This window comes from Cupriavidus sp. FW305-26, from assembly GCF_058787975.1.
Map to the genome: position 1 here is coordinate 1 of NZ_JBYTAH010000077.1, position 13,687 is coordinate 13,687.

The following is a 13,687-nucleotide window of genomic DNA, read 5'->3' on the forward strand; positions in this document are numbered from 1 at the left end:
GCCGCCACCACCTCCACCACCGCCTCCACCACCGCCAAACACGGTGACGTTTGTGCTTGTTGCTGGCGGCTTTGCGGCGGGTGGCGGCGTGCCGGTTCCAGCGGCTACCCCGTACGCATACTCGTACACATCCCGGCAAGGTTTCGGGGGCAGTAATGTAGAGTATGTGCTGTTCGGCAGTGTCCCCTACGATCAGTTGAAAGCTTCTGGCGGATACGCAGCATTGACGTCTGCGCTGGTCACCGTGAGAAATCCGGGGGCGTCGACGGTCGTGAACGGGTGGGTCATCACTCATGGCACACCGTCAATGCAGTTTCAAGCCGTTACTGGGCCTGGGTTCGACTCGGCCTTGACCGGCGGCGGCAGCAACGGCCCAGGGACGTGCTTCACTTGGACATACCTGGCGCCGGCCAGTGTTTGTAATAACGGCGCTACAGTGCAGTGAGACTAGCCCGCGGAAGAAGAGAAAATGGCCCGCATCGATGCGGGCCATTTCCAATTTTGCAGCTTGGCGCTACGTCAGTATACCGTGAAGCTCCAAGACTTGCTGATGGCTACGCCGTTGCGAGCGCCCGCGAAAGTTGCGGTGTAAGTGCCAGCCGAGAGCGGTTGGGTAGGGAGAAGGAAGGCCACTCCACTGTAGACGTAGGGATCCGAGATAGCCGAAGCGACTGAGCTCGGCTTCGCGGCGCTGGCAACCAGAACTCTGGCGGGAACTGCGTTACCCGCTGGGCCCGTGAGGATAAAGTTTGAGACCGTCAGCACGTCACTTGCATTGGGAGCTGGAACCCTGAACATGACAGGGTGGCCTGCGCTCGGCAGATCTGGTGCCGGGCTTGGCGACTCGGCGGTGGCGGTGAATGTTCCTGGGACGCTTTCGGCGTCGATTGGAGAATAAGCAAAGGCGTTCGTCGCCATTTGCTGTCCACCCCACTGCGGGAGGCCATATCCGCTGCCGTTTGCACCGGTCTTTACGCCAAAATTCATAACGCAATAACCGTCACGAATGGAAAGGCCGATCGTCTCCTGGTTGCTGGTGATGCCCTGCAGGTGATACACCGAGTTCCTAAAGTCCGCCAGGCAGCCGATGGAACCATCTGCCGCTTGGCTGATCCACTGGTCCTTCGAGGCACCCGCGGCTACGCCCTGTTCGTAAGGAGTTGCACCGGTAAAGCCGGGCTTGCCGGCAGTTTCGTCGTGGCCAACCGCAGAATTTGCTTTCAGGTACGCGACGTGGTTGTCCGCGGCAACATCGAGGGCTGTATCTTGCTTCAGGGCACCGACGCCCATCTTGATCCGATAGTCGCTCAGGGCATTGAACGCTGCCAGACGCAGGTCGCCACTGGGGTACGAAGGGGCGGAGACCGTTGTCGCCGGCGGCACCGACGTCGGAGCCTGCGGAACCGTTGGCGTGGTTGGTGTACTCGGCTCCTGCTTGGAGCCACCGTCGTCGCCACCACCACCGCCACATGCGGCCAAAGTGAGCGCCGTGGCCGTGGCCAGGACCGAGAAAGCGAATTTGGAGTTTTGCATTTTTCTTCTCTGATTTTGAATCGGCCGGGGATCGGTCCGTTATTTTTAGCTTAACGTCCGGGGCGCAAAGTCAAGTCCGCGCCCAGCCTTCGGCCGGCGTGAGCATACACGAAGGGGAACACCATCTAGACGACAAACTAAAGCCAACTTTGACCCCCTGAAGGTGGGGCTTCAGCATCAGTGGTGTAAGGGGTCCGGCCGCAGTGGTTGCAAATATGGTGCTGCCGCATGGAGAGGAACCGTTGTTCGCGCCACAGGCGGATGCTGCGCGATCCGCAATAGCAGGCCATGCCAATATTCGTTGCGCATTCGGGATGCTTCTCGCAGTACTGCTGAAGCTTTGGGGTCTCCCTTGACGGCAGCAGATACAGCAGGAAGAGGCCGATGTAATGCGTGCAGAAGCAGATCAACGCCCACTTCCAGCCGCTTCATCCCCATTGCCGCGCGAGCATGTATGCCAGGACCGGGGGCACTACAAAGACGAGAACGAATAGAATAGCGGTACTCATCATCCTTCAGTCCTCTTTGATCTATTTGTGCCGGCGCGCCGCGCCATTTGGACCGCCAAGTAGCCCACTGCAGCCGGGGCAGGAGAATGCGTGGCTGAGTTCAATACGGGGCGCCGCGTTTGCAATGAGATAGGGGGTCCGACATACCCTGCAAGGTGCCAATTCCAATTGCGCATCGGTGGACATGGTTCGGCAAATGTGACATGCCCGATCGGCAGAGATCTTGGACGAAGTTCCGAAGAATTTTTCAAAAAGATCGTAGGCTGCGATGAATGCCTCCGGAACATTGGCGCCGAACGCCAATGCAATGCGATACAGCGTGACGATGGTCGTCGCCTGAAGGCGATGGGTAGGATGTTCGAAGTACCAGGCGGTCGACGTCGGTAGCTGACCGGAGGGAGAGGATTTTCCGTGGATCAGGTGGAACAGCTTGCGGGTACGTGTCGAGGTTATGCCCAGCAGCGATGTGATAGTCGAGGCGCGGCAGTAGCTTCGGACCATCATTTCGCTGTAGACCTTCTTCTGGAATGGCTCCAACCGGAGGTTCGTCCAGCTGTTCTTCGTCGCCAAGCGATCGGCGCGCAGCGGGGTGGAGGTCAGGAAGTGATGCCCTTTCGAATCGGTCCCCAGCCGACTGGAATCAAAGTCGATCCAGAAAGTCTTGCTATGCAGGCGCCAACGGAAAATCGGGAAGTCCACCCGCGCAATGGCCGTGTCAAGGACGTGCTGCGGGAGCGAACGCAGATACTCTGCTAGCTCCTTGGTGATCCCGAGAAGCGGCGCGGCCAGAATGCTGACGTGGAGCAACTCGACCATCAGCCAAATGTAATGGCGATTGTTGTAGAACAAGCGAAGCTTGTCGTCGTTGGTCCAGCCAGGTAACTGAGAACGCAGTGTGTCGACGGCCAGTGTGGTCGTTGTGTTTTCACTCAAGCAACGCCAGTCCTGTACCTCGGAGAGCGTCGGCACGACAACGAGGAACGGGGTGCCCATCAAATCGCGTTGCGTGGCCTCCGCCTTGCGGACCTTGTCGACGCCACCTTTGCCAATATGCAGCATCTGCTCAAGCTCAGGGTGCGCGCCGAGCAGTTCCGCAAGGTGATCGGTGAGGTGATAGTTTGCCGACCGAATCCGATCGCATGTCATCCTGGTGAGTCGCAAACGCTCAAACTCGGCGGTGGGGGAGTGCTGTAGCATAGCTCTTTGCTCTCATCGGGCATTCAGGGCCGAGCGAATGTCGGCGTGGAGACGTGAGACGATGCTGTCGAGCACCGTCAAGGCCGGGCGGAATTCGGAAACGTCTCCGGCCATCTGTACGGCGAGCTGCACCGACGCGAATGTCGAAACGACTTGCTCGAATTCCGTCACCAGTTTGGCGAGTTCATCACGGGCGCGCGCACGCTTATCCAGGACGGACGAGCGTTCTGCGATTTCGTCCTCAATCTGCTGGCGCCGCGACTGGATATCGGCCAGCTCTGCCTTTGCCGCGGAGAGTTCGTCATTCTTGGCGGCCAGGGCGTCTTCCAGGGAGGCGTAGCCTAGCGGAACCACTTGCACTTCAACGGTTTCCGGGCGGGTATTGGCCTTCGAGAACGCCATGCGGTCCTGCAGCTCTCGCTTCTCGCGCTCCAGATCATCGATCTGCATCCGGATAGCGCTGTAGCTCAAGTTTTGCCGGGTCATCTCCTCCCGTACGTGACTCAGCGCTTCCCGATCCGCGTCGCGTTCTGACGCCAATCGTCCGAGCTCAGTGTTGAGGCGCCTAATCTCAAAATCCTTGTCGGCATTCTCGGAAACCGTACTTGCAAGTTCCGCTGTCGCGATGTCCAACTTGGTTTGGACGTCGATAACCTCCTCCTCCTGCTTACGAAGCCGCTCGACGAACTTGCGAATGTCCTTGCGATGGTAGGCCGGGTCGTTCTCCTTGAATTCGATGACCGCGTCAATTTCCTCCGCGGAGTAGTCACGCCGGCGTAGAACCATAAGTTCACCAATATTGAGCTTCGAAAGCGCGCCGTTGTGCTGAAGAAAGCGATGGTAGAGACTCAGGTATAGCTGTGCCTGGCTACGAGTGAGGTCGAGTGCGTCCTCAGCGATGGTGAAGAACATCTCCCGCGCGCGTGACCGTGCCGCTCGGGTGTCGCCATACTCAGCAGCGACGATTTCCGTCGTTGATTCATGCATGAGCTGAAGGTCCGCCCCAAGGTCCTGGAGCAGACGAGAGATCTTGTCCTTCGTGCGCTGAATGTTTCGGACACATTGAAGAAGACGGCTGAATGCGTCCTCGTTGACTGGGACAGTCCCGAGCGCATTGCGTAAGGCTATCTCCGCTCGGGAGACCTCAGGTTGCACAGGGAAATTCACGATGTCTGCCCGCACGGCAGGAACGTCTTCAGTTTTGATTTTTTTCTGCGGCATTTTTCGCTCACTTGGAAGGAACCTGACAACCAGCGTTACGGCCCAGAAGCGTTGTCAAGTCCTCATGGAGAGTACGGAACGTGCGACGCCTTTTGGTCAGCAAAAGCTCTTCATTTAGGGGTGTCATTTGCCGGGACAGGTGCAAAGCTGGTTGCTTATGCTTCGCTTATCGGTACCGTTTGCCCGGGAATTTAGGGGTTTACCCCTAACGTTAGGGGTCGATATTAGACATTCGAAAAACAGAAATAAACAAACCTTAATTTGCGGACGCGACCTCAAACCATGAGCATGCTCATGCGTTTTTCCCGGAAAGCCACCGTGTTTTGGTTAGCTTTCTGCCTACCTTCCTTGATCCTCTGTCGTTAGGATCGTGACAAACCTGCGTTCAGACGCATCGACCTAGTGCGCGCCGAATGGCGGCAGCGCTCAATCTCATAGTCCCCCGCCCACGCCAGCGTGCTTTCGCCATGCGCTACTGCATGCCGCAAGCGCGTTGAAGCGCAGCTGTTCCTCCAGAGATTCCTTGCTCCCTCGGAGCATCGAACCATCGCCTGGCATCTGCCAGGAAATCCCTTGCAACGTTTCTGGAGAGAAACTATGGAATCCTTTGTCACGAATCTCATCAAGCGTCCATTCAAATTCTTCATGCTCTGCATGGTGTTGTACATGGCGTCGCAGTCGTTCATCGTCGGTGCCTTTGTGACCGTCGTTGGACTGTCATTCCTGTATCACCGGGCCATGGTCTGGAACAAGGCCGTGCCCGCAGCGCCGAAGGTTTCGATGCCGGATACCCAATCCAAATCGAAGCACGAATCGCATCAAGTGGGAGATCCGCTCGAGCAACCGTATGAACGCTCGGCTGTGGTGACGCCGCTTCGTCGAGCGGGAACGCACGACCGTTCCTGATCCGTTGCCGCCTCTCTGAGGCGGCGCTTTCCACCTGTCGCGGGTACCCGTTATCCGCCGGCTGGCGGGTCTCCGGGTGCCTGTCCGGAGACCATCATGGAAACGACAACAGCGGGATGGCAGCTCGACTTCTTCGGTGAGGCGGCCGCCATCGTAGTGCCCCCTCCCAAGCTCGACCCGTTGCCCGACCCTTCTCTCTGGAGCAAGGCGGTGCGCGAGAAAATGGTCGACGCTCTCATCAGCCTCGCCTGCGATAGCCGGCGCGGCGACAACATGCCGGAGTCCCTCATCGACTGTGCCGAGATGCTGCGTGCCCGCATGCGCAATCGGCCTCTCGATCTGGAGGAATACTCGATGACGCTCGGCTGGATCTTTGGCTACTGGAATGGCGCGTTGCCATATAGCTACGTCTGCGCAGTATCCGGGGTCGACCCTGAGACCCTGCAAGACGTGATTCTCAATCATGCCAGGCTGCGTTGCGACCTCGATGTGGTCCGACGTTTGTGCTGTGGCTCCCTTCTTTAGACCATGACTTGGCTCAATCTCATCAAGCGTGTGGCCGGTGTTCTGAGCGCGGAACACAGAGGGTCATCCTCTCCCAGCACGATCCCGGTCGGCACGGGCGCCGCCAACGAGCGGCAGTTCTATGTTCACGGCGTCCCCCATCTGCTTCGGGACGAAGGTGATCGCGTGATCCACTTCGTTGGGGGCTTTCATCATCGGCTGCAAAGCACGCCGTATGGCGACAAGCTGCTGCCGGAGGTGATCCCTCGTTGGAAACAGGTCAGCGTGCATCCAGGCGAAGCGCTGGAGAAGGTCGCGGCTGACGTCATTTTTCAAGCCGAGCGCGAACTCACGCCGGACGTGCCGACAAGTAGTGACGCGCCAGCAGGAGGGCGCCGCTTTCAGCCAACGCGTAGCTTGGATGGCGCCCAGCCATCGCGCAGCAAACGCGAAGACGGCGAGCGGGAAGGGGGCGGAAGCGCCTCCTCTGAAAAGGGTTCCTCTTCCGCCTACACCGTGGGCAAGCTCATCGAGTGGGGCGAAATGGAGTTCCCCAACCGTAAGTCTGGCGGGCCTCGTACCTACACTTCGTTTGCCGTCAAGCTGTACACGAGTGCCGGCGAGAAGACCCTGCAGGGCGAAGGTCTGAAGGACGCTCTCGCAGAAGCCGGTTGCAAGCTGGGTGACCGTGTTGCGGTCAAACGCCTGCGCAAGGAAAAGGTGCCAGCCTTCGATAAGAAGACTGGCGATCCCATTAAGGACCCAAGGACCGGAGAGCAGAAGCTCTGGGACAGGTGGGTCTGGAACATCAATCTCGTTCATTGAATAGGAAGCACCATGGCATCCGTCAACAAAGTCATCCTCCTGGGCAACCTCGGGGCAGATCCTGAAACTCGTTACATGCCCAGTGGCGACGCGGTGACAAACATCCGTATTGCGACCACCGATCGCTACAAGGACAAGCAGTCCGGCGAAATGAAGGAAGCCACCGAATGGCATCGCATTTCGTTCTTCGGCAAGCTGGCAGAAATTGCTGGTCAGTACCTGCGCAAGGGTTCGCCGGTCTACATCGAAGGCCGCATTCGTACGCGCAAGTGGCAGGATCAGTCCGGCCAGGACAAGTACAGTACCGAGATCGTCGCCGATCAAATGCAGATGCTCAGTGGTCGCGCGGGTGTCAACGATGACGACGGCGATGCCGGCGCAGAGCGAGCGGATTCGCAGCAGCGTCGTGGGAGCGAGCAGCGCTCGGCTCCGCCAACGCAACGCTCGGGCGCGGCGCGTCAGCAGCCTGCGCAACCGCCGTCGGGTGGATTCGGCGGATTCGACGACAATGAGATTCCCTTCGCGCGACCTGCAGTGCTCGATGGCATTCCCTTCCGCAACGATGGCGCGCCGATGTACTGACGCGCTCCTCCAAGAAGTGCCTCTTTGAACTAACTGCTACCGGCTTGCCCGGTAGCAGCGGTGCCTTTCTCGGCCGCTCGGCCAAATCCCCATATTCCCCTCAGCTAAACGCAATGCTGAAAAGACCTTCTGGCCTCGGCCGGGATGTCTTTTGAGCAAGCGTTCCTTCGCCTGTCTCAGGCATCGACCAACCCTCCACCTGGAGCCATCCCATGAAAGAACTGAGTGATATCGTAAAAAGCTGGACGCCCGCTCAATGGGACGCTCTGGTGAGGCAGTACGTGCCAGCGGAAGTCCTGACGGACAACTTCTGGCGAGGACGCCCAGGTCCGTGCCCCCTCTGTGGTGGCCATGACCGCTTTACCTATGACAACAAACGCGGCCGCGGCGATTGGGTCTGCCGGAAGTGCAATGCAGGGAATCCGAAAGCCGGCGACGGCCTCGAGCTCGTGCGTTGCTACACCGGCATGACCTACTCGGAACTGTGGCGGGACTTGAATGGCGAGCGGGCTGTGCCGATCGACCCCCCCTTTACGAGGCCAAATTCAGCTCGCCGGGGGAAAGCAGTAGATCCCGCCACCAAGATGCGGCGTATTGCGAAGCAGTGGGAAGCTGCTGCCGGGCTGGTGCCTGGCGATCACGCCATGCGCTATCTTGCTGCCCGGGTTCCTGGCCTGCGCGCGCCGCGGCCAACGGCCTTGCGCCTGGCGGTGCAGGACTATTGGTATGAAGGCCAGCTTGTTGGCCGCTACCCGACCATCGTTGCGCAATTCACACGGCCAGATGGGCGCATGGCCACGGTGCATCGCACGTCGCTCGACCCGCGACAGCCCGCCAAGGCGACGATAATCACTGCGGATGGGGAGATCCTCCCGGCCAAGCGCAATGGTGTGTCTGCGTTGCCGCTGACCGGTGGTGCAGTGCGTCTGATGCAACCGCGCGATGGTGAAGTTGGTGTCGCGGAAGGGCTGGAGAGCGCCTATGCGGCGTACATGCTCTTCGGCGTGCCGGCATGGAATTGCCTCAACCGGGTACTGCTGAGTCAGTTTGTGGTGCCGCCGGACCTGGGCATCCGCACGGTCCACATCTTCGCGGATTTTGACAGGATCGACCCGAAGACCCGAAAGTCCCCAGGCATGGCCGACGCGCTCGCGTTGGAAAAGCGGTTGCGCGCCGAAGGGCTGCACACCGTCATGCATCGACCAAAGGTTCGTGGAACCGACTTCTGCGATCAATGGCGCACCGAGTACCAGTTGCGCCTGATGTCTCAACAGGCTGTTACCGCCTGATCAGTTCGCCACCAGCCGGTGGCGCCTTACCTAACCTCTGCCCTGTGGGTCCTTCCCACAGGGAAGGAGTCCCCCCTTGGCAGGCTCTCCGAGGAGAAAAGCAATGCCGCAAAAGGGTTTCACAGCAATCATCAATAAACTGCATATCCAAGCTATGCGTGCGACCGCCGCTACGGAAGTTCAGGCCGGACAATCGGAAGCGCAATTCTTCGATGTGTACCGCCGAGAGCCGTCCGGTGGCTTCACGTTCCTAGACCGGAAGTTCTCGTTCGATTCCGCCCTCGACTACTGTTTGGCGCCGACTCTTCACTGAGAGGCCATCCCATTCACAAAAAAGCCCAGCAAACTGCTGGGCTTTTTTTTGGTTCTTCGCCGATCTGCGTGACCGTTTAGAAACAAAAAGGGCCAACAAGCCCACCACTGTTATCTTGGAGTTGCGACACAACAAGAATCAGGAAGGTGGAGGTTGGCCCCACGCGATTGTATGGCCCAGCTCGGCTGCTGGGAAGGCTATCGCCTGCGCGATAGCTGGGAAGAGACCCGCAATGGGCAGCGTATTTGCATCATCCGGCTGGAACCTAAGGGGCGCCGTAGGCGGTGCTGCGATGGCTGTGGTCGGGGCGTTAGCAGTATCCATGATCGGGTAGAGCGGCGCGTGCGGGATCTGCCTGTGTTCGAGATTCCGGTGGAGCTGATCGTGCCGCGACTTCGTCTGGCTTGCCGGCGATGTGGCCCGAAGCTGGAGCGCCTGGACTGGCTCGCGCCCTATGCGCGGGTTACGACGCGGCTTGCGGCCAGCGTAGCGCAACTGTGCAAGGTCATGTCGTTGCGCCATGTCGCGGCCTTCTACCGGTTGGCCTGGACCACGGTCAAGCGCATCGATCTGCGCCATCTTGAGCGGGAATTGGGACCGGTCGATCTGAGCGGGGTCACGGTGATCGCGATGGACGAGTTTGCGATCCAGAAGGGCCATCGCTATGCCACAGTCATCGTCGAGCCGTCGAGCAAGCGGGTACTCTGGGTCGGGCGCGGTCGCTCCCGAGAGGAAATCCGGCCCTTCTTCAAGCTGCTTGGCCCTGAAGGCTGTGCCCGGCTTCGCGCCGCGGTGATGGACATGAATACCGCCTACGACCTGGAAGTGCGGATGCACTGCCCGCAAGCGGAGGTTGTCTATGACCTGTTCCACGTGGTGGCCAAGTACGGTCGTGAGGTCATCGACCGCGTCAGGGTGGATGAGGCTAATCGGCTGCGCGGCGACAAGACCGCTCGTCAGGTGGTGAAGTCTTCTCGTTGGTTACTGCTGCGCAATCGGGAGAACGTCACGCGTGAGGCCGATCAGATCCGGCTTGATGAAATACTGGCTGCCAACCAAGCGCTGATGACCGTCTACGTGCTCAAGGACGATCTCAAGACGCTCTGGACATATCGGCATCCCGGCTACGCCCGGCGCTTCTGGCAAGGGTGGTACGAGCGCGCAATGGCCAGCGGCATCGCACCTCTGTGCCTGTTCGCCAAACGCCTCAAGCCATATTTACCCGGCATCCTGGCTCACAGCCGCTGGCCGTTGGGAACCAATCTGGTGGAAGGCATCAATAACCGGATCAAGGTCATCAAACGGATGGCCTATGGCTTCCGCGATGACCATTACTTCTTCCTGAAGATCCGGGCGGCCTTCCCCGGAAATCGGTGAAGAACCTTTTTTTTTTGGTGCGCCCGGCAGGGCGCACTCACTTGAGGGTGCAAGTCCCTTACACACCCGGCAAGGGGAAGTGTTAGCCAGAGACAAGGGTTTCCCGGGCGACTGGGAGTCTGAAGGAAGTCCGAGGCAAAGCGCTGGCCTGACGAACAGGAAGCGGATGAGGCGTCGTATCGGGGTGAGGTAGCCAAAATTGCCAAAGCCCAGTACTTGCACGGAACGGTGCGGCGTATATCCGACAGGCATAAGCGTGAAGGTGGGTGCGTCATACCCGGGGAGATCTGCACCGCTGCCATGGTGCTACCGACGTCGAGAGGCGTCGGGATGGCGGTGTAGAAGTCAGCAGAGGCCATATTGTGCGCTGAGCAGCGCGTTGTTCGGGAGGGTTCAAGTCCCTCTGACGCTCAGATGAGGGGCGTCATATCCAAAAGCGGGGGTAATGCCTCGCTGGCCGGAGAGAGAAGGCAGGTATGGAGATGCCTAACCGGGCACGAAGGCGAAAGCCGGAGACAGCCAAGGCAGACCTGGAGCCACCTTCCCGTAGGTCTCCGGAGGGCAGGGTGTCCACCGCGAGGTGGAATCCGAAGGGCATGAGGAGAAGTACCGGGCCGTAGTCGATGGGGGCTGCCCCGATGACGAACCGGTCGGCCAAAGGTGGGGCAAGGTCGAGCCCGCAGTATGGGGGCGAAGGCGTTCTCATTCACCCACCGCACCAAGGTGTTTGCGGACGGCACGGTACGGAAGAACAGCGTGTGACCTCAGGAGGACTGGCACAGTCTGCGGGTGGCACCGCGGGAAGTGAGCCTATAAGCGAGGAGCGAAGTGGCGAGCGGTGCTGTGCCAGTAGTCGGACGGCTGAGTAGTACCTGAAGCGTGGCCAAAACCACGTGACCGAGCGATCGGCGACAGAAGTGGGTCGGGGAAGGCAGCCGGCGAAGATGATTGGGAAGAGCCCGGACGACAGTGAGTAAGGACACGGAGGAGGATCAGTTCCATGAGTGAAATACCCGTACATCCGCGCCCGAGGAGACTGTCTGACTGGATCAACCCGATGGAAGCAAGGAAGGTCCACTCATTAATTGACAAGGTTTTTCAACGGAAGAATCTGGAAGTCGCCTGGGAGCGAGTCCGGGCCAACCGGGGCAGTGGCGGTGTCGATGGAATCAGCGTGGCAGACTTTGCCGAACAGGCGGACCAGCATCTGGACCGTCTGCAGGCAGAACTGCGTGCGCGGACCTATCAGCCGCAACCGGTCCGGCAGGTCTCGATCCCGAAAGTCGGCAAACCGGGGGAGTTCCGCAATCTCGGCATACCGACGGTGATCTCATAATGCACCTCTCACAGTTGAGTGTGGGAATGTTGCCCCCGAAGATGCCCTGAAGTGCGCACCCAGTCCCGCAGTTGCTGTTCCTTGACGGGATCCAGCGTGATCCACCATGGGCCCCGCCCGTCGAGCTTACGAGCGTGGACGACTTGGCGCTCAATCCAGTAATACACGACGTGTGGACTGATGCCCAGTCGGTGAGCGAGTTGCTGAACCGTGAGTTCGTCAGGCCGCATGAAGTTGGTCGCCGCAATCCCGTACCGGAAGCGGATCCATTTGACCATGGAGAGCGTGAACGATTTGCCAGTTGAACTGCGCAGGCCTTCCTGATTGAGGTGCGCAGCGATTTGCGGGTCGGACAAATGTTGCGACAGTTTGCGCACGTGCTCGACGGTTGCAGTGGGATAGCGCATCGCGTCGGCGACCGGCTTGGGCAAAGTCACGGTGGTGTCGGTACAGGTGCCGCCCTGCCAACGCACGTGTAGGACCACCTGTCTGGTTGCGGGAAGTTTCTCGACCGTAATGTCCCGGATGAGCAGTCGCAGCATGCGCTTGCGATCCTTCGCCGGGGTCGCCGGAGCACGCCAGAGGCGCGGCAGATTGCGCGCCAGTGCGAGGATCTGGGCCTTCTGTTCGGGTGTGGCAACGCGCGCCTTCTGGCTCTGGAACTGGGCGGCTTCCGTCTTGATCGCTGCGAGGCGAAGCATCGCGTCATTCCAGCGCCGCTCGAGGGTGCCCGTGACCAGACGGTTGGCGGGATCGCATTCCTGATAGCGACGCTCGGCAAGAGCGACTTCATACTCGGCGCGTTCGATGCGCATATGCCACTGACGCATGATGGCCTGATCCCGCTGCTCGAGTTCGTTCAGGGCGGTCACGGCGAGTTCGAGTTCGGCTGGCCGCAGGGCCGCGAGCATCGCTTCGCCGATCGCGTTGTCGAGCAGGTCGCTGCGCACGCTCATGCAATCTCTGGTCGCTAAACCCTGGCGGCGCTGCGCATTGCACAAGTACATTGGGTAGATGCCACCGTTACCCTGGTAGCGCACGGTCAGCGCCCGACCACAGCAGCCACAGATCAGCATCCCCTGAAGCAGCGCCAATCCTTCACGCGCCGGACCGCTGAGCACGGTGCCTTCACCGTTGGTCCGGTTGCCCGCCAGGCGTGCCTGGTTCCGCTCAAACTCCTCCGGGCTGATGTATCCCTCGTGATGGTCGGGTAGATGGACGCGCCAGTCTGCCTTGGGTACCGGCTGCACGCGCTTATGCACCTCCCCCTGTGGCGTGATGCGCTGGCGGTACTGGTACCGTCCAAAGACATAAATGCCCGCATACGAAGGATTCTTGATCAGGCCGATCACGCGCTCATGGCTCAGGCGCCCCCAGATGAGCCGGCCCGCCCAGGCGCCGCCATAGGCGCGCTTCGGAAAGCGCAGGCCATCTTCGGCAAAGCGCTTGACGACCGCGTATGCGCTGCCGGTCTCTCGAAAGAGACGAAACACCAACTGCACGGCGCCGCGCACCTCGTCATCGGGATCCAGGACGATGTGGCCTTCGTCGTCATAGCACAACCCAACCGGGAGCGGAAAGCGCAGCTCACCCTTCTGCGCCTTGTTGAGCTTGCCGCCTTGGAGGCGCCCGCGCAAAAAGTGCAGTTCCGCCTGTGCCATTGTGCCTTTGAGACCGAGCAGCAGGCCGTCGTTGAAGTCGCCTGGGTCGTAACAGCCATCGGCGTCGATTACCAGGGTATGGGTGAGGGCGCACAACTCGAGCAGGCGATGCCAGTCCAGATTCGAGCGCGCCAGGCGCGAGACCTCCAGCGCAAACACGGCGCCCACGTGCCCCATCGAGACATCTGCCACCAGCGTCTTGAAGTCCTCGCGGCCCGTCATCTGCGCGCCTGACTGACCGAGGTCCCGATCCAGGATCCGGATCGACGTTTGTGGCCAGCCCAATGCCAGCGCTTTGTCGCGCAACGCATACTGGCGCTCCGTGCTCTCCTGATGGTGTCGCACCTGGGCCAGCGTCGATTGGCGGATATAGATGTACGCCGGCTTGCTCTGATGTTGGGGGGTGATCTTGGTGTTCATCGACGGCCTCCTCG

At 60.0% G+C, this 13,687-nt stretch carries 12 protein-coding genes; 8 read left to right on the forward strand and 4 right to left on the reverse strand.

What is annotated here, in order from left to right:
* Window positions 1-519 precede the first annotated feature (519 nt).
* The 3 genes from AC3WQZ_RS29925 to AC3WQZ_RS29935 form a co-directional block, all read right to left on the reverse strand.
* On the reverse strand, window positions 520-1,533 hold the full coding sequence (locus AC3WQZ_RS29925; protein ID WP_058698188.1) for a CAP domain-containing protein: 1,014 nt from the start codon (window positions 1,531-1,533) through the stop codon (window positions 520-522).
* 530 nt (window positions 1,534-2,063) lie between these two features.
* Window positions 2,064-3,239 (reverse strand): FlhC family transcriptional regulator, encoded by a 1,176-nt coding sequence (locus AC3WQZ_RS29930; RefSeq protein WP_058698187.1) that lies wholly within the window; start codon window positions 3,237-3,239, stop codon window positions 2,064-2,066.
* Between the two features lie 12 nt (window positions 3,240-3,251).
* Window positions 3,252-4,460, reverse strand: coding sequence for a coiled-coil domain-containing protein (locus AC3WQZ_RS29935; RefSeq protein ID WP_058698186.1), 1,209 nt, complete (start codon window positions 4,458-4,460; stop codon window positions 3,252-3,254).
* Between the two features lie 597 nt (window positions 4,461-5,057).
* Here AC3WQZ_RS29935 and AC3WQZ_RS29940 point away from each other — a divergent pair.
* From AC3WQZ_RS29940 to AC3WQZ_RS29975, 8 genes are all read left to right on the forward strand, one after another.
* On the forward strand, window positions 5,058-5,366 hold the full coding sequence (locus tag AC3WQZ_RS29940; RefSeq protein ID WP_058698185.1) for a hypothetical protein: 309 nt from the start codon (window positions 5,058-5,060) through the stop codon (window positions 5,364-5,366).
* 96 nt (window positions 5,367-5,462) lie between these two features.
* On the forward strand, window positions 5,463-5,891 hold the full coding sequence (locus tag AC3WQZ_RS29945; RefSeq protein WP_058698184.1) for a hypothetical protein: 429 nt from the start codon (window positions 5,463-5,465) through the stop codon (window positions 5,889-5,891).
* A 3-nt stretch (window positions 5,892-5,894) separates the two neighbouring features.
* The gene (locus AC3WQZ_RS29950; protein WP_058698183.1) at window positions 5,895-6,695 is read left to right on the forward strand and encodes a hypothetical protein; all 801 of its coding nucleotides are present in this window, start codon (window positions 5,895-5,897) and stop codon (window positions 6,693-6,695) included.
* Between the two features lie 12 nt (window positions 6,696-6,707).
* Entirely contained in the window at window positions 6,708-7,277 is a 570-nt protein-coding gene (locus AC3WQZ_RS29955) for a single-stranded DNA-binding protein (protein WP_058698182.1), read from the forward strand.
* Between the two features lie 212 nt (window positions 7,278-7,489).
* Window positions 7,490-8,566 (forward strand): primase-helicase zinc-binding domain-containing protein, encoded by a 1,077-nt coding sequence (locus tag AC3WQZ_RS29960; RefSeq protein ID WP_058698181.1) that lies wholly within the window; start codon window positions 7,490-7,492, stop codon window positions 8,564-8,566.
* 103 nt (window positions 8,567-8,669) lie between these two features.
* Window positions 8,670-8,879: a hypothetical protein gene (locus AC3WQZ_RS29965; RefSeq protein ID WP_058698180.1), complete on the forward strand. Its 210-nt coding sequence runs from the start codon at window positions 8,670-8,672 to the stop codon at window positions 8,877-8,879.
* A gap of 153 nt (window positions 8,880-9,032) precedes the next feature.
* Window positions 9,033-10,256: an ISL3 family transposase gene (locus AC3WQZ_RS29970; RefSeq protein WP_492301804.1), complete on the forward strand. Its 1,224-nt coding sequence runs from the start codon at window positions 9,033-9,035 to the stop codon at window positions 10,254-10,256.
* A gap of 1,000 nt (window positions 10,257-11,256) precedes the next feature.
* A complete protein-coding gene (locus AC3WQZ_RS29975) occupies window positions 11,257-11,592 on the forward strand; it encodes a reverse transcriptase family protein (RefSeq protein WP_176844252.1) in 336 nt (111 codons plus the stop codon).
* Window positions 11,593-11,600: 8 nt separating this feature from the next.
* Here the strand turns inward: AC3WQZ_RS29975 and AC3WQZ_RS29980 are convergent, their stop codons facing one another.
* Entirely contained in the window at window positions 11,601-13,673 is a 2,073-nt protein-coding gene (locus tag AC3WQZ_RS29980) for a recombinase family protein (RefSeq protein WP_058698177.1), read from the reverse strand.
* Window positions 13,674-13,687 lie beyond the last annotated feature (14 nt).